The sequence below is a fragment of the Salmonella sp. SAL03688 genome, assembly GCF_046551895.1.
Classification (GTDB): Bacteria; Pseudomonadota; Gammaproteobacteria; order Enterobacterales; family Enterobacteriaceae; genus Salmonella; species Salmonella enterica.
Genome location: NZ_JBGDVI010000004.1, coordinates 150,173 through 166,732, shown reverse-complemented (window position 1 = coordinate 166,732; position 16,560 = coordinate 150,173). Strand labels below are relative to the sequence as shown.

General features: G+C 53.1%; 18 protein-coding genes. 13 read left to right on the top strand and 5 right to left on the bottom strand.

Translation table 11 applies throughout. The annotated features are described in order from the left end of the window. Nucleotides 1-77: 77 nt before the first annotated feature. The 11 genes from ACLJR2_RS05815 to ACLJR2_RS05765 all read left to right on the top strand — a co-directional run bounded on the left by ACLJR2_RS05815 (nucleotide 78) and on the right by ACLJR2_RS05765 (nucleotide 7,784). Nucleotides 78-1,046: a TerC family protein gene (locus ACLJR2_RS05815; RefSeq protein WP_001098833.1), complete on the top strand. Its 969-nt coding sequence runs from the start codon at nucleotides 78-80 to the stop codon at nucleotides 1,044-1,046. Between the two features lie 254 nt (nucleotides 1,047-1,300). Then, on the top strand, nucleotides 1,301-2,545 hold the full coding sequence (gene sstT, locus ACLJR2_RS05810; protein ID WP_000235363.1) for a serine/threonine transporter SstT: 1,245 nt from the start codon (nucleotides 1,301-1,303) through the stop codon (nucleotides 2,543-2,545). A 449-nt stretch (nucleotides 2,546-2,994) separates the two neighbouring features. After that, complete coding sequence (gene yqjA / locus ACLJR2_RS05805) at nucleotides 2,995-3,657, top strand: DedA family general envelope maintenance protein YqjA (protein ID WP_000422141.1); 663 nt, start codon at nucleotides 2,995-2,997, stop codon at nucleotides 3,655-3,657. A 3-nt stretch (nucleotides 3,658-3,660) separates the two neighbouring features. Next, nucleotides 3,661-4,044 carry an EnvZ/OmpR regulon moderator MzrA gene (gene mzrA / locus ACLJR2_RS05800; RefSeq protein ID WP_000917516.1) on the top strand — a complete coding sequence of 128 codons (384 nt, stop codon included), beginning with the start codon at nucleotides 3,661-3,663 and terminating at the stop codon, nucleotides 4,042-4,044. Nucleotides 4,045-4,188: 144 nt separating this feature from the next. Next, entirely contained in the window at nucleotides 4,189-4,557 is a 369-nt protein-coding gene (locus ACLJR2_RS05795; protein WP_000877297.1) for a DUF1090 domain-containing protein, read from the top strand. A gap of 41 nt (nucleotides 4,558-4,598) precedes the next feature. Beyond that, nucleotides 4,599-4,904 (top strand): YqjD family protein, encoded by a 306-nt coding sequence (locus tag ACLJR2_RS05790; RefSeq protein WP_000031219.1) that lies wholly within the window; start codon nucleotides 4,599-4,601, stop codon nucleotides 4,902-4,904. Nucleotides 4,905-4,906: 2 nt separating this feature from the next. Next, complete coding sequence (locus tag ACLJR2_RS05785; RefSeq protein WP_000785626.1) at nucleotides 4,907-5,305, top strand: phage holin family protein; 399 nt, start codon at nucleotides 4,907-4,909, stop codon at nucleotides 5,303-5,305. Beyond that, on the top strand, nucleotides 5,302-5,601 hold the full coding sequence (locus ACLJR2_RS05780; RefSeq protein ID WP_000095496.1) for a YqjK-like family protein: 300 nt from the start codon (nucleotides 5,302-5,304) through the stop codon (nucleotides 5,599-5,601). The genes ACLJR2_RS05785 and ACLJR2_RS05780 overlap by 4 nt, the downstream gene beginning before the upstream one ends. 247 nt (nucleotides 5,602-5,848) lie before the next feature. Then, nucleotides 5,849-6,241: a DoxX family protein gene (locus tag ACLJR2_RS05775; RefSeq protein WP_001592732.1), complete on the top strand. Its 393-nt coding sequence runs from the start codon at nucleotides 5,849-5,851 to the stop codon at nucleotides 6,239-6,241. Nucleotides 6,242-6,308: 67 nt separating this feature from the next. Further along, on the top strand, nucleotides 6,309-7,295 hold the full coding sequence (locus tag ACLJR2_RS05770) for a glutathione S-transferase family protein (protein ID WP_000531163.1): 987 nt from the start codon (nucleotides 6,309-6,311) through the stop codon (nucleotides 7,293-7,295). A 123-nt stretch (nucleotides 7,296-7,418) separates the two neighbouring features. Continuing rightward, nucleotides 7,419-7,784, top strand: coding sequence for a DUF805 domain-containing protein (locus ACLJR2_RS05765; RefSeq protein ID WP_000384139.1), 366 nt, complete (start codon nucleotides 7,419-7,421; stop codon nucleotides 7,782-7,784). A gap of 38 nt (nucleotides 7,785-7,822) precedes the next feature. Here ACLJR2_RS05765 and yhaJ read toward each other — a convergent pair whose 3' ends face one another. Continuing rightward, nucleotides 7,823-8,719, bottom strand: coding sequence for a DNA-binding transcriptional regulator YhaJ (yhaJ, locus tag ACLJR2_RS05760; protein ID WP_001041026.1), 897 nt, complete (start codon nucleotides 8,717-8,719; stop codon nucleotides 7,823-7,825). A gap of 104 nt (nucleotides 8,720-8,823) precedes the next feature. On the opposite strand from yhaJ, the gene ACLJR2_RS05755 reads away from it, so the two are divergent. Further along, nucleotides 8,824-9,525 (top strand): pirin family protein, encoded by a 702-nt coding sequence (locus tag ACLJR2_RS05755; protein WP_000633554.1) that lies wholly within the window; start codon nucleotides 8,824-8,826, stop codon nucleotides 9,523-9,525. Nucleotides 9,526-9,548: 23 nt separating this feature from the next. Further along, nucleotides 9,549-9,713, top strand: coding sequence for a hypothetical protein (locus ACLJR2_RS05750; protein ID WP_000039327.1), 165 nt, complete (start codon nucleotides 9,549-9,551; stop codon nucleotides 9,711-9,713). Nucleotides 9,714-9,825: 112 nt separating this feature from the next. Here the strand turns inward: ACLJR2_RS05750 and ACLJR2_RS05745 are convergent, their stop codons facing one another. The 4 genes from ACLJR2_RS05745 to pflB all read right to left on the bottom strand — a co-directional run bounded on the left by ACLJR2_RS05745 (nucleotide 9,826) and on the right by pflB (nucleotide 16,537). Next, nucleotides 9,826-11,136 carry a serine dehydratase subunit alpha family protein gene (locus tag ACLJR2_RS05745; RefSeq protein WP_000463081.1) on the bottom strand — a complete coding sequence of 437 codons (1,311 nt, stop codon included), beginning with the start codon at nucleotides 11,134-11,136 and terminating at the stop codon, nucleotides 9,826-9,828. Between the two features lie 25 nt (nucleotides 11,137-11,161). Next, a complete protein-coding gene (locus ACLJR2_RS05740; RefSeq protein ID WP_000443189.1) occupies nucleotides 11,162-12,493 on the bottom strand; it encodes an amino acid permease in 1,332 nt (443 codons plus the stop codon). 315 nt (nucleotides 12,494-12,808) lie between these two features. Beyond that, nucleotides 12,809-14,173, bottom strand: a complete 1,365-nt coding sequence (gene tdcG, locus ACLJR2_RS05735; protein ID WP_000622077.1) for an L-serine ammonia-lyase — start codon at nucleotides 14,171-14,173, stop codon at nucleotides 12,809-12,811. Between the two features lie 69 nt (nucleotides 14,174-14,242). After that, nucleotides 14,243-16,537, bottom strand: a complete 2,295-nt coding sequence (gene pflB, locus ACLJR2_RS05730; protein WP_000867323.1) for a formate C-acetyltransferase — start codon at nucleotides 16,535-16,537, stop codon at nucleotides 14,243-14,245. Nucleotides 16,538-16,560: the final 23 nt, after the last annotated feature.

Genomic DNA, 16,560 nt, shown 5'->3' with positions numbered 1-16,560 from the left:
ATGGCAAGGTCTATGCATAAAAGCAGCGGCTAATGCCATTCGGCGTTAGCCGTTTTTTTTTTGCATGGGGAGAAATAATGAATACTGTTGGTACGCCATTATTATGGGGTGGATTCGCGGTTGTTGTGGTGATAATGCTATCCATCGACCTGTTGTTGCAGGGACGCCGTGGCGCACATGCTATGTCGATGAAACAAGCGGCAGGATGGTCAATCCTGTGGGTAACGCTCTCGCTACTGTTTAACGCCGCTTTCTGGTGGTATCTGGCTGAAACGCAAGGGCGCGAAGTTGCTGACCCGCAGGCATTAGCGTTCCTTACCGGCTATCTGATTGAAAAGTCGCTGGCCGTAGATAACGTCTTTGTCTGGCTGATGCTGTTTAGCTATTTCTCCGTCCCTCCGGCTCTGCAGCGCCGGGTGCTGGTGTATGGGGTTCTTGGCGCGATCGTGTTGCGTACTATCATGATTTTCGCCGGTACCTGGCTTATCACTCAGTTCGAATGGCTGCTGTATGTGTTCGGTGCCTTCCTGCTGTTTACCGGCGTAAAAATGGCGCTGGCGAAGGAAGACGAATCCGGCATTGGCGAAAAACCGATGGTGCGTTGGCTGCGCGGGCATCTGCGCATGACTGATACGATCGAGAACGAGCACTTTTTCGTACGTAAAAACGGCCTGCTGTATGCCACGCCGCTGCTGCTGGTGCTGATTATGGTTGAGTTCAGCGATGTGATCTTCGCTGTTGACAGTATTCCGGCGATCTTTGCGGTCACCACCGACCCGTTCATCGTACTGACCTCTAACCTGTTTGCCATCTTAGGACTGCGCGCGATGTACTTCCTGCTGTCCGGCGTGGCGGAACGCTTCTCGATGCTGAAATATGGTCTGGCGGTCATTCTGGTCTTTATCGGCATTAAGATGCTGATCGTCGACTTCTACCATATTCCTATCGCGATTTCGCTGGGCGTAGTGTTTGGCATTCTGACCATTACGCTGGTGATTAACGCCTGGGTTAACCATCAGCGCGATAAGAAACTACGAGCGCAATAATCTTTTATCGGGGTAAACCTGCCCCATCAAAAACGCCCGGCAGCGCACACCTGCCGGGCGTTTTTGTTTAACATGTCACAATACTGTTAATATAAGGTTATAAAACATGATCACAGCAAAAAATCCAGGATATTTCGCTTCCCGAACCTTCAACTTTCCTTATACTCAACCAGGCAAACACTTTGTTACATCCTGAAAGATGCGCCGTAAGAGCGTGCAGGGGATGACCAGCAACACAATACAAGGAACATGAAATGGCTACGCAACGAGCATCAGGGCTACTGCAGCGTTTAGCGCAAGGCAGTCTGGTTAAACAAATTTTAGTGGGTCTGGTACTGGGGATTTTACTGGCATGGATTTCTAAGCCTGCGGCGGAAGCGGTTGGCTTGCTTGGCACCCTGTTCGTCGGCGCCTTAAAAGCGGTCGCCCCCGTTCTGGTGCTGATGCTGGTAATGGCCTCGATCGCCAACCACCAGCACGGCCAAAAAACCAATATTCGCCCTATTCTCTTTCTTTACCTGCTAGGCACCTTTTCAGCCGCGCTGGCGGCCGTTGTGTTCAGCTTCGCCTTCCCTTCAACGCTGCATCTGTCCAGTAGCGCCCAGGATATCGTGCCGCCGTCCGGCATTGTAGAAGTCCTGCGCGGTCTGCTGATGAGTATGGTGTCGAACCCCATCGACGCGCTGCTGAACGCTAACTATATCGGGATTCTGGTATGGGCCGTCGGTCTGGGATTTGCCCTGCGTCATGGCAATGAAACCACCAAAAACCTCGTGAACGATATGTCTAACGCCGTGACCTTTATGGTGAAACTGGTGATCCGTTTCGCGCCAGTCGGTATTTTTGGTCTGGTTTCATCAACGCTTGCAACCACCGGCTTCTCCACCCTGTGGGGCTATGCGCACCTGCTGGTCGTCTTGATTGGCTGTATGCTGCTGGTCGCGCTGGTGGTCAACCCGCTGTTGGTATTCTGGAAAATTCGTCGCAACCCTTATCCGCTGGTGTTCGCCTGCCTGCGTGAAAGCGGCGTTTATGCCTTCTTTACCCGCAGCTCTGCCGCCAATATTCCAGTGAATATGGCGCTGTGCGAAAAACTGAATCTGGACAGGGATACTTACTCCGTTTCCATTCCGCTGGGCGCCACTATCAATATGGCCGGCGCGGCAATTACCATTACGGTTCTGACGTTGGCGGCAGTCCATACGTTAGGCGTCCCGGTGGATCTGCCTACAGCGTTGCTGCTGAGCGTGGTGGCCTCGCTGTGTGCTTGCGGCGCCTCCGGCGTGGCAGGCGGTTCATTGCTGCTGATCCCGCTGGCGTGCAACATGTTTGGCATCCCGAACGATATCGCGATGCAGGTAGTAGCGGTCGGCTTTATTATCGGCGTATTGCAGGATTCGTGTGAAACGGCGCTGAACTCATCTACCGATGTTCTGTTCACTGCGGCAGCCTGCCAGGCAGAGGACGAACGTCTGGCGAATAACGCCTTGCGTAGCTAAGTGATTATCGATGCCGGATGGCGTATGCCATCCGGCGTAACGATAGATCTGAATCTCCCAATCCATAGGCTATGACGGAAAGCGAATTGATGATCACGCGCGACATCCTCGCGTAACGTTATATGTAGATGGCGTCTGCCGCGGCGCTCGGTCAGCGTACAGTATAAAGTGTCAGCCTGTGTAAATCCTCTCGCCACCCTCCCTTGCGATAAGCAAAATCAAAGCTCAACGACGCGTAATTTCTATAACGGACTTCGTTGACCTTTGTTACAATTAGATGCATTTTGAATTTTTGTGTGTTAGTGCTTGCTTACTTCACAACTTAACAAGGAATAGTTCAGGCCGCGAATTTGCCGTTTCCGCAACGCTGATAAAAACTCCAACTCTGTTGCGGCAGTGCAAACCTCAGATCACCGGCGTGACGTTAACCGATTCTCCAGGAATACTGAATGGAACTACTGACTCAATTGCTGAATGCCCTGTGGGCTCAGGACTTTGAAACACTGGCCAATCCTTCCATGATTGGCATGTTATATTTTGTGTTATTTATGATTTTGTTTCTGGAAAATGGGCTGCTCCCTGCCGCCTTTTTGCCTGGCGACAGCCTGTTGATCCTGGTCGGCGTGCTGATCGCCAAAGGCGCGATGGGTTTTCCACAAACCATTTTGCTGCTTACCGTCGCGGCCAGCCTGGGTTGCTGGGTGAGCTATATTCAGGGCCGCTGGCTGGGGAATACCCGCACCGTGCAAAACTGGCTCTCTCATCTCCCCGCACATTATCATCAACGCGCCCATCACCTTTTCCATAAACACGGCCTGTCGGCATTATTGATAGGCCGTTTTATCGCGTTTGTCAGAACGCTGCTGCCCACCATTGCCGGCATATCCGGCCTGAATAACGCGCGCTTTCAGTTCTTCAACTGGATGAGCGGCTTGTTGTGGGTGCTTATCCTGACGTCGCTGGGCTATCTGCTGGGCAAAACGCCCGTCTTTATGAAATATGAAGATCAGTTAATGTCATGCCTGATGCTGCTGCCCGTGGTGCTGCTCTTTTTTGGCCTGGCGGGTTCACTGGTCATGCTGTGGAAAAAGAAGTATGGGAGCCGGGGATAACTTATGCTTAAACCACGCATAACTGCCCGACAACTCATTTGGATCAGCGCTTTTCTACTGATGCTGACCATACTCATGATGACGTGGTCAACGCTGCGTCAGCAAGAGTCGACGCTGGCCATTCGCGCGGTTAACCAGGGCGCCAGTATGCCAGACGGCTTCTCAGTTCTGCATCATCTGGATGCGAACGGCATTCATTTTAAAAGCATTACGCCTAAAAATGACATGTTGCTCATTACCTTCGATTCCCCTGCGCAAAGCGCCGCAGCAAAAACAGTGCTTGATCAAACGTTACCACACGGTTATGTCGTCGCTCAGCAGGACGATGACAACGAAACGGTACAGTGGCTGTCCCGCTTACGGGAAAGCTCACACCGCTTTGGCTAATCTCCAGGAATCCGAATCATATCACTCACTTTGGTGATTTCATTGTTTAATGACTATGATTAATAAAGCGGTGTTTAACCCACCGCGTTATTATCGGGATCACCGCCCCGGACAACGGGTCCGAACATAAGGGAAAGTTCAGGAATGAAATACCGCATCGCTTTGGCTATCACACTTTTTACGCTTAGCGCCGGTAGCTACGCTAATTCGCTTTGTCAGGAAAAAGAGCAGGATATACAAAAGGAAATTAGCTACGCTGAAAAGCACAACAATCAGCGCCGTATTGAGGGTCTGAACAAGGCGCTCAGCGAAGTACGCGCCAATTGTACTGACAGCAAGCTGCGCGCCGAGCATCAGAAAAAGATCGCTGAGCAAAAAGAAGAGGTAGCCGAACGCCAACGTGATTTAGCCGAGGCAAAAGCAAAAGGCGATGCGGATAAAATAGACAAACGTGAACGTAAGCTGGCCGAGGCTCAGGATGAGCTAAAAAAACTTGAGGCCAGAGACTACTAAATTAACGCCGAATGTAAATACTCACTCACCTGGAGAAAACTATGTCGAAAGATAACACTACGGAACATCTGCGCGCTGAGTTGAAATCCCTGACCGATACGCTTGAAGAAGTGCTGAGCTCTTCGGGCGAAAAGTCGAAAGAAGAGTTGAGTAAGATTCGTAGCAAAGCCGAGCGCGCGCTGAAAGAGAGCCGTTACCGCCTGGGCGAAACGGGTGATGTGATTGCCAAACAGACTCGCGTCGCCGCCGCCCGCGCCGATGATTATGTGCGCGAAAATCCCTGGACAGGCGTAGGCATTGGCGCCGCTGTCGGTCTGGTGTTGGGCGTGCTGCTGACGCGTCGTTAATTATGGCGGACTCTCGACAGGCACAAGGACCAGGCAAAAGCGTACTGGGTATCGGGCAGCGGATTGTCACCATTATCGTTGAGATGGTGGAAACCCGGCTGCGACTGGCGGTAGTAGAACTGGAAGAAGAGAAAGCGAACCTCTTTCAGCTTTTGCTGATGGTAGGTCTTACCATGCTCTTCGCGGCGTTTGGCTTAATGAGCCTGATGGTTCTGGTCATCTGGGCTATCGATCCTCAGTACCGTTTGAACGCGATGATCGCTACCACAGTTGTGCTGTTAGTGCTTGCGCTAATCGGCGGCATCTGGACTTTGCGCAAAGCGCGTCAGTCCACGCTATTGCGCCATACGCGGCACGAACTGGCTAACGATCGGCAAATTCTGGAGGACGATCAGTCGTGAGCAGCAAAGGCGAACGCGAAAAACGTAAAGCGCTGCTTCTCAGTCAGATCCAGCAGCAACGGCTGGATCTGTCCGCCAGCCGTCGCGACTGGCTGGAGACCACCGGCGCGTACGATCGCGGCTGGAATACGGTGTTAAGCCTGCGCTCCTGGGCGCTGGTCGGTAGCAGCGTAATGGCCATCTGGACCATCCGTCATCCTAATATGTTGGTACGCTGGGCGAAACGCGGCCTGGGTATCTGGAGCGCCTGGCGCCTGGTAAAAACTACCCTCCGTCAACAACAGCTCCGCGGTTAATATCTTTTCTTTTATAGCATCGCGCCATCAGGTTATCGCCCGATTACACCTGGTGGCGCGATACTTTTATGCATATCGTCCCTTTATCAATTACTCAAATTTTTTGAAAAAATTTGGCAATTTTCCTTGCTAACAATTCCTGTACGCCACGTTTATGATTCTCTCCAGCGATAACAATGACGCGCTAAACCGCGCCATTGCTCATGAAAATAGCAGCAGCCGCCGAATCGGCCTCCTGGAGAATAAAATGAAAAAATTAGAAGATGTTGGTGTACTGATAGCGCGTATTTTAATGCCAGTTCTGTTTATTACCGCAGGATGGGGAAAAATTAGCGGCTATGCGGGCACACAACAGTATATGGAAGCGATGGGCGTACCAGGATTCCTGCTGCCGCTCACCATACTGCTTGAGTTCGGCGGCGGTCTGGCGATTCTGCTGGGGTTCCTCACCCGCACCACTGCGCTTTTCACCGCTGGTTTTACGTTGCTGACGGCATTGATCTTCCATAGCAATTTTGCAGAAGGTGTAAACTCGCTGATGTTTATGAAAAACCTGACCATTGCCGGCGGATTCTTATTACTGGCGTTAACCGGGCCTGGCGCGTTCAGCCTTGACCGTCTGCTGAATAAAAAGTGGTAAGCAATCTATACTCAATTAAAAAAGCGAGGGAATAGCGCCTCGCTTTTGTCATCTGAAGGAGAGAGACATGGGACAACTGATCGATGGCGTCTGGCACGACACCTGGTATGACACCAAATCTTCCGGGGGGAAATTTCAGCGTTCAGCGTCGGCTTTCCGCAACTGGCTTACCGCTGACGGCGCGCCCGGACCTTCCGGCGAAGGCGGATTCGCCGCAGAAAAAGATCGTTACCATCTGTACGTTTCCCTTGCCTGCCCCTGGGCGCATCGCACGCTCATTTTCCGTAAACTGAAAGGTCTGGAGCCGTTTATTCCGGTTTCCGTCGTGAATCCATTGATGCTGGAAAACGGCTGGACGTTTGATGATACTTTTCCGGCGGCCACCGGCGATACCCTCTATCAGCATGAATTTCTCTACCAGTTGTATCTGCACGCCGATCCACACTACAGCGGCCGCGTCACCGTACCGGTCTTATGGGATAAAAAAAATCATACTATCGTCAGCAACGAGTCCGCCGAAATCATTCGTATGTTTAACTCCGCCTTCGATGGGCTGGGCGCTAAAGCCGGGGATTACTATCCCCCCGCGCTGCAAAGCAAAATTGACGAGTTAAACGGCTGGATTTATGACAACGTTAATAACGGCGTTTATAAAGCAGGCTTCGCCACCAGCCAGCAAGCGTATGATGAAGCGGTAGAAAAGGTGTTTACTGCGCTGGCGCGCCTGGAGCAGATTCTCGGACAGCACCGCTATCTGACGGGCGACCAGTTGACCGAGGCGGATATCCGCTTATGGACGACCCTGGTACGCTTTGATCCGGTTTACGTGACTCATTTCAAATGCGACAAATACCGAATCAGCGACTACCTGAATCTGTACGGTTTCCTGCGCGATATCTATCAAATACCGGGCATTGCTGAAACCGTTAATCTTGACCATATTCGTCACCACTATTTCCGTAGCCATAAAACGATTAACCCCACGGGTATCATTTCTGTCGGACCGTGGCAGGATCTGCTCGAACCTCACGGGCGCGACGTGCGCTTTGGCTAATTTCAGGCGTCCTCCGGGACGCCTTATTAATAAATACCACAAATATTTACCAACATTTCATTCGCGGCTATTCTTAGTTTGATTACTTTAAAAACAAGTGATTGAACCATTATTGAGGCGAAAATGGATTGGTATTTAAAGGTTTTAAAAAATTATCTGGGATTTGGCGGCCGCGCGCGACGCAAAGAGTACTGGATGTTTATTCTGGTCAATATCATCTTTACCTTTGTGTTGGGCCTGCTGGACGCCATGCTTGGCTGGCAACGCGCCGGGGGTGAAGGCGTTCTGACCACCATTTACGGCGTTCTGATCTTTTTACCGTGGTGGGCCGTGCAGTTCCGTCGTCTGCATGACACTGACCGCTCCGCATGGTGGCTACTGTTGCTACTTATCCCCATTATCGGCTGGCTTATCATCATCGCGTTCAACTGCCAGAATGGTACGCCGGGCGACAACCGCTTCGGCCCCGATCCGAAACGTTTTTCCTGATGGCGGCGCGGCGCCGCTTTTAAAGCGCCGCGCGCTATTTATTTTCCGGCGAATAGCTTAGGTATTTCCCGCAGGCACCAGGCTTTTGCCTCCCCCATACTGTCGCGCCGCCAGGCCATAATAATATCGATTTCGCTGGTCGATTCCGGGCTGACCACGCGTAGCCGCCCTTCGGCAATATCCTGTTCCACCATCGAATATGGCATGGTCGCGACGCCAAGCCCGGCCAGCAGCGCCTGACGTTTATCTTCAATCGTGCTTACCGTCAGACGTGGCTGCTTATCCAGCAGTTGCACCGTTAATACTGGCCGCTCGCGCGCGGTATCCGCTACCGCTACGCCGCGGTATTTAACCCGCGTCACTTCCGAAAGCGGCTCCGGCTCCTGATGAATAGGGTGGTCAGGCGCGGCGACATACACATTCATTAACGTATACAACTTACGGGAGTTAATTTCCGACGACGATCGAAAATGCATATCCGGGGCGATAACGATATCCGCCCGTCCCTGCTCAAGCCGCTCCCATGCGCCAGCCAGTACTTCGGTAATCAATGAAAGCTGCGTATTGGCTTTAGCGGCCAGCCGGTCGATCAGTGGAAAAAAAGCAGGCGTCGGTACCAGAGCTTCAGTGACCAGCGTCAGATGCGTTTCCCAACCGCGGGCCAACGCTTCAGCATCCGTCGTTAACTTGTCTGCCGCTTCCAGCAATACCCGCCCGCGTTCCAGCAGCATACGTCCGACGTTGGTGAATTTTGTACGATGGCCGGAGCGATCGAACAGTACAACGTCCAACTCTTCTTCCAGCTTCTGCATGGTGTAACTCAGCGCGGAGGGCACCCGCCCCAACTCATCAGCCGCTGCAGCAAAACTGCCCCGGCGGTCAATGGCGTCCATCACACGCAATGCTTCAAGCGTCAGCGCTCTCTCTTTAGCCATAACGTTCTCATTCAGGAAATTTGAACATACCGGGCAGAATATCTGGCTAACAATGCAGCGTCCAGCCCCTTAACATAAAAGGAAGTAAAGAGAGGTTAATAACGATGATTACGACCCGAACCGCCAAACAATGTGGACAGGCAGACTACGGATGGCTACAGGCCCGCTATACCTTCTCCTTTGGACACTACTTCGACCCTACACTGCTGGGCTACGCGTCGTTGCGCGTACTGAACCAGGAAGTGCTGGCGCCGGGCGCCTCTTTTCAGCCTCGAACTTATCCAAAGGTGGATATTTTAAACCTGATTCTGGACGGCGAAGCGGAATACCGCGACAGCGACGGCAACCATGTACAGGCTAAAGCGGGCGAAGCGTTACTGCTCGCCGCGCAGCCGGGCATTAGCTACAGCGAACATAATCTCAGCAAAGTTAAGCCGTTAACCCGAATGCAACTGTGGCTTGACGCCTGTCCTGAACGGGAAAACACGCTGGTACAAAAAATCCCACTCCTGGCGGCGCAACAACAGCTTCTTGCCTCGCCCGACGGTGAGCAAAACAGCTTACAACTGCGCCAACAGGTCTGGGTACATCATATTACGCTGGAGAAAGGCGAATCGCTTAATTTCCAGCTTCACGGGCCGCGCGCCTATTTGCAGTCGATTCACGGTACGTTCCACGCGATGACGCACAACGAAGAACGCGAGGCGTTAACCTGCGGAGATGGCGCATTTATTCGTGATGAACCTAACATTACGCTGGTTGCCGATACGCCGCTGCGCGCATTACTGGTAGATTTACCGGTGTAGCCAGCCAGAAAAGGAGTCACAAGATGAGCAAAAAATCGGCGAAGAAACGTCAGCCCGTGGTAAAACCTGCCGTACAGGAGACGATGAGCGCCACTGTGCCGCTGGGCTATGAAGAGATGCTAACCGAACTGGAAGCCATCGTGGCGGACGCCGAAGCCCGGCTGGCAGAAGAAGAGGCCGCAGCCTGAAATCATGCCGGATGGCGACGCAAGCGCCCGATCCGGCTGATAACGGGTAGACCCGATAAGCGCAGCGCCATCGGGCAACACGCTGCCCCGACGACATGCCGGGGCGTTATTATTAATGCGCTTTACTGGCCATAATCTCGATGATCTGCTTGTCTGTCTGCTGCATTGAGCGACACGCCAGCGAACACAAATTCGCAATAGATTGTTCGACATTGTGCGCCACAATCCCTTCGTTTCCGGTCACCGCCGTATCGTCCAACGCCATCAGTACGGCTTTCCACGCCGCCGACGCGCTGGTAGAGACTTTCATCGCACAGCTATTCGACGCGCCATCGCAAATCATCCCACTGACATCGCCGATCATGCTGCTGATAGCCATTGCGATAGTGTCATAACGACCATCTATCAGCCACGCCATACCCGCCGCCGCGCCCATCGCCGCCGTAGTTGCCGCGCACAGCGCCGACAAACGCGGAAGCTGATGGTGAATATAGATAGCGCTCAAATGCGATAACATTAGCGCGCGCGCCAGGCGTTCGTCATCGGCGCCGACATGTTCAGCAACCACCATGACTGGCACCGTGGCGGTAATCCCCTGGTTGCCGGAGCCGGAGTTGCTCATCGCGGGCAACGTGGCGCCGCCCATTCTGGCGTCTGACGCCGCGCTGGTACGGATCAAAATCGCCGTGGAGAGATCTTTCGCCAGCAGACCGCGATCGCACTGTTTGGCCAGCGTCGAACCGATATGCAGCCCCCAGGAACCACGCAGTCCCTCCTGCGACAACGCGCCGTTTAGCCTGGCCGCATCCAGAATAAAGCGGATAGCGTCAAAGGGCACCGCATTCACAAACGCCAGGATCTCTTCCAGCGAGGTATGAGACAGCACTCCCAGCGGCGAGGTTTTTTCTTCTTCCTGCGCATTATCGGCCTGGGTAAATACCACGCCCTTGTCGGTTTCTATCCGCACAATGTTTGTATGATCGCCGACGATCGTGACACATGCCCAGCTATTGCCGCTATACACTTTCGCCCGTGAAAACAGGATATCGTTACATGGCTCCTGCAACATCACTGCGACATGTCCGGCGGCCAGCATCGCTTTTGCATTGGCAACGGCTTTAGCGGAAGCGTCTTTTAACACCTCCAACCCGGCTTTCGCATCACCGCCCAACGCGCCAAGCGCCGCGGCGATCGGTAGCCCTACCATTCCCGTTCCTGGAACGGTAACGCCCATACCATTTTTCATCAGATTAGGCGAAACCCACGCGTCAATGCGTTCAACTGTGCCGTCAAGTTCAGCCGCCGCCGCCGCTGCCGCCAGCGCCAGTGAAATTGGCTCAGTACACCCCAGCGCCGGTTTTACTTCTTCCTGTACGGCCAGGATAAAACTTTGCCACAATGGATTTATTTTAGATTCAAACATAACAACAACCTTAATCTCAGGTATATCAAGAGAATGCCAAGAACGGAGAAACGCATAGCAGCAGACCGGTAATAATAATCAGGTACAACGAAGCGCCTTTATATTTGTGCAATGCGGGAACCTTGTAGACCAACCATGCCGGAATTAAACAGCCCACCATACCGAAGATAGGGCTACAAATAGAGGTGAAGCTCAGTACCGGCGCGTTGAGCACAATGGCGCTCCAGGCCAGCAAAATAGCGAAAATCATAATGCCGCGCTGTACCAGATTTTCCTTAATCTTCTCGGCGGGCATTTTGCGGCGCAGGATATTCATCACAATGCCTTGCGTCGCTTCGCGGAATCCTAAGTAAACGCCAAAGAAGGCGGTCATGACGGCAAAGATGTTCAGAATTACGCTAACCACTTTGACCCAGCCAGCGCCATCGCCGCTAATAAACTGCGCGGCGATCGCCAGGGCGGAAATATTCTGCTCGTAGGCTTTCACCGCTTCGTCATGCCCCATCGCCAGGGTGAAGGAAACCGCATAGAAAAAGACGGTAACGAACAGGACGCCAAACGCGATATTCATGGCGCGCAACGCTTTATGACGTGCGACCTCAATAGATTTTTCGCGTGAACGGTAAGAGATCACCATTGGGCTTAACGTCTGGATAAATAAAATCGAGGTCAGCGTAAATGGCAGGGTAATAATGGCGTTTTTAATCAGCAGGGCCATCGGCGGCAGCGCGCCAATGTTATACAGATGCCACATACCCACCATGGAGACGCCCAGCGCCGCTACTACCAGTAGCTTGGTCAGCACCATGCCGGTGGAAATTTTGAACAGTAATTTTTCACCGCGTGAGGAAATCGCCACCAGGATGCAGATCAGCACCAGACCATAAAACGGACTATCGGAAAGTAATCCTTCCGTTACGCCGAAAGTATGCAGATAAGAGGCGCTGTCGTTAGTAATCGCCGTAGAATAGACGAACATCCAGATGACGAGCATTACAAAGTACAGCGCGCCTAATAAAATACCCCAGTTTTTGCCCAGATAGCCGCTGATCACGCTGGGGTAGTCTTTACATTCCGGGGATTCCGCCAGCGTATTAATAAACAGCCGCTGGAACAGGTACATGGCCGGATAGCCAATAATAGAAGAGAGTAAAAAGACCCAAAGTCCCATCAGGCCAACCTGGACAGGAAGAAAAACGATTCCTGCGCCGATCGCCATCCCGATACTCATAATGACCCAACCGGTGTCGGTACTATCAAATTTGATGGCTTCACGCCATTCGCTTTCTGTCATCCCTGCCCGACGCGCCGGGGCTGATGCGTCGAGGATTACGCTGGTATTACTAGCCGATTCCATAAAATTCTCGCTCAATGTGTAGGTAGAGGTTTTTTTTATTTTTCGTGCCGCAGCAAGGCGATATGCAGAACGTGAGGTGCAGGTACTTTCTTGTAATAAGAAAATCATACGCGCACGATAAGAGAAAAACTTACCAATAAAACACCTGCATTTCTTGTGGGTTAAGAATTCTTTTCTATTTACTATTGGTTTAATGTTGTTATTTTCTCTATTTGACGCACATCACAACAAAAAAGGGCGCACATTGGTGCGCCCTTTTCTCAGCTTCTGTCTTCTGCGTTATCCCATAGCCTACTCACTCTGCGCCTGTCGGGCCTATCCACAAACGACTTTAATCGCCAGACCGCCGCGCGACGTCTCGCGATATTTGTCGTTCATGTCTTTACCCGTTTCGTACATGGTTTCGATCACTTTATCGAGCGAAACCCGCGGCTCAGAGGTACGGCGTAGCGCCATTCGCGCCGCATTTACCGCTTTAACGGCGTTAATCGCATTACGTTCAATACAAGGGATTTGCACCTGACCCGCCACCGGGTCACAGGTGAGGCCAAGGTTATGCTCCATCGCAATTTCCGCCGCAATACAGACCTGCGCCGGGCTACCGCCCAGCAGTTCTGTCAGCCCCGCCGCCGCCATCGAACACGCGACGCCAACCTCGCCCTGACACCCCACTTCCGCGCCGGATATCGAGGCGTTCATCTTGTACAGCATGCCAATCGCCCCCGCCGACAACAGATAACGGGCGATAGAGTTGGCATTGACCGGACGACGGAATTTGTCGTAATAGGCCAGCACCGCAGGAATAATGCCGCACGCGCCGTTGGTCGGCGCGGTGACCACTCGCCCGCCCGCCGCGTTCTCTTCGCTCACGGCCAGGGCGAACATGTTAATCCAGTCAATGACGTTCATCGGATCGCGGGAGAGATTATCGCTGGAGACCAGCAGACGCCGTAACGCTACCGCGCGGCGTGGGACGTTCAGCGGCCCCGGCAGCACGCCCTCAGTATTCATGCCACGTTCAATTCCGGTCGCCATCACCTGCCAGATGCGGGCAAAGCCAGCGTCAATCTGCTCTTTGCTCCGCAACGCCAGTTCATTTTGCATCATCAGGCCGGAAACCGAGAGCCCCTGTCTTTCACACAGCGTCAGCAGTTCGCTGGCGGAATGAAAATCATACGGCACCGATTTTTCTACGTCGTGCGACTGACCAAAGCGTTCCTCTTCGACAATAAAGCCGCCGCCAATAGAGTAATACGTTTTGTGCAAAAGCGGCGTTTGTCCGTTCCAGGCGGTAATTCGCATACCGTTTTCATGGCGCGCCAGGGTTTCAGCGTGAAAGAGAATACTGTCGGCGACGGGAAAATCCACCACATGCGCGCCACCCGCCACCGATAAACGGCTGCTGCGGGCAACCTCCTGGATAAACGCCGGAATGCTATCAATATTGACATCCTGCGGCGTATTGCCCGCCAGGCCCATAATGATGGCGGTATCGGTCGCGTGGCCTTTGCCCGTCAGCGATAGCGATCCGTAAAGATCAACCGTGATGCGAGTCGTTCGCGGCAGGTCGCCGCTGTCGATCAGCCGATCGATAAAACATTTTCCTGCATTCATTGGCCCAACGGTATGGGAGCTTGAAGGTCCAATGCCAATCTTAAAAATATCAAATGCGCTAATCATATCTCCCCCTAAGATTACCGTTCAGTGAAGATCCGTCGCGGGGCGATCCACACGATCGCCCCGTTCACGTTACATCGCCTGAGTAAAGGTGCGCGAAATAACGTCCTGTTGCTGCTCACGAGTCAGCGCATTGAAGCGCACGGCATAGCCGGAAACGCGGATCGTCAGGTTCGGGTAGTTTTCCGGATGTTCAATCGCATCCAGCAACATTTCACGGTTCATGACATTGACGTTCAGATGCTGCCCGCCTTCTACCTGTGCTTCATGATGGAAATAGCCGTCCAGCAGGCCGACAAGATTGGTTTTCCGCACCGCATCTTCTTTCCCGAGCGCCGCAGGCACAATCGAGAAGGTGTACGAAATACCGTCTTTGGCGTAGGTAAACGGCAGTTTCGCCACCGACGTCAGCGAGGCTACCGCCCCTTTGCGGTCACGACCATGCATCGGGTTCGCCCCCGGCGCGAATGGCGTTCCGGCGCGGCGTCCATCCGGCGTATTGCCGGTCTTCTGCCCGTACACGACGTTCGAGGTGATGGTCAAAATGGACTGCGTCGGCACCGCATTGCGATACGTCGGCAACACGCTAATTTTTTGCATAAAGCGTTTCACCAGGTCGCAGGCGATGCTGTCCACGCGCTCATCGTTGTTGCCGTACTGCGGATACTCGCCTTCAATAGCGAAGTCGATGGCAAGGCCATTTTCGTCGCGAATCGGCTTCACCTGAGCGTACCTGATGGCGGACAGGGAATCCGCCGCCACCGACAGTCCGGCGATGCCGCACGCCATCGTCCGATACACATCACGGTCGTGCAGCGCCATCAGCGAAGCTTCATAGCTGTACTTATCGTGCATGTAGTGAATGATGTTCAGCGCGCTAATGTACTGCACCGCCAGCCAGTCCATAAAATGGTCGAGGCTCTCCATTACTGCGTCATAATCCAGCACCTCATCCGTTAACGGCGCGGTTTTCGGCCCGACCTGGATTTTCAGTTTCTCATCAACGCCGCCATTGATAGCGTACAGCAACGTTTTGGCAAGGTTGGCGCGCGCGCCGAAGAACTGCATCTGCTTACCGATGACCATCGGGCTGACGCAACAAGCGATAGCATAATCGTCGCTGTTAAAGTCGGTACGCATTAAATCGTCGTTTTCATACTGCAAAGATGAGGTCACGATGGAGACCTGCGCAGCATATTTCTTGAATGCCACCGGCAACGCTTCTGACCACAGTATGGTCAGGTTCGGCTCCGGCGCTGGCCCCATCGTGTGCAGGGTATGCAGATAACGGAAAGAGTTCTTCGTCACCAGCGTGCGGCCATCAAGCCCCATCCCGCCAATAACTTCGGTGGCCCAGATCGGATCGCCGGAAAAGAGCGAATCAAATTCCGGCGTGCGCAGGAAGCGCACCATGCGGATCTTCATGATGAAATGGTCGATCAGTTCCTGCGCCTGCTGCTCTGTCAGAAGGCCCGCGTTGAAATCGCGCTCAATGTAGATATCAAGGAACGAGGCGGTTCTTCCCAGCGACATTGCACCGCCATTTTGCGATTTTACCGCCGCCAGATAAGCGAAGTAGAGCCACTGTACCGCTTCCTGCGCGTTCCGCGCCGGGCGGGAGATATCGTAGCCGTATTTCGCCGCCATCTCCTGCATTTGCAGCAGCGCGCGACGATGCTCCGCCAACTCCTCACGCAGGCGAATCGTCGCCTCAAGATTCTGTCCCTGCTCCAGATTCGACTGCAGATCGGCGAATTGCAGCTCGCGTTCGCGCACCAGATAACGGATGCCATACAGCGCGACACGACGATAATCGCCAATAATGCGCCCGCGACCATAACCATCCGGCAAACCGGTTAATACGCCGGATTTACGGCAGCGCAGCATATCCGGCGAGTAAACATCGAATACGCCCTGATTATGGGTTTTCCGCAGGTCGGTAAAGGTATATTCAAAATCGGCGTCCATTTCGCGGCCATAGGCGTGGAATGAACTTTTGATCATGTTAACGCCGCCAAACGGATGCAAAGCGCGTTTAAGCGGCTTATCCGTTTGTAAACCGACGATTTTTTCCAGCTCTTTTTCAATATATCCCGCATCGTGCGCGGTAATCGTCGTCGCGATGTTGGTATCGAAATCCACCGGCGCATGGGTCGCGTTCTCGATACGTATTCCCGCCATCACCTTTTCCCACAGCGCCGTGGTCGCTGGCGTCGCGTCGGCGAGAAAAGATTCATCCCCCTCATAGGGCGTATAGTTATGCTGAATAAAATCACGGACATTAATTTCTTCTTTCCAGTCCGTACCTTTAAAATCACGCCATGCTTCGGCATACAGCATATCGCTGGTATCGATATTTACCTTCATGAAAAATAATCTCTCTACAGAAC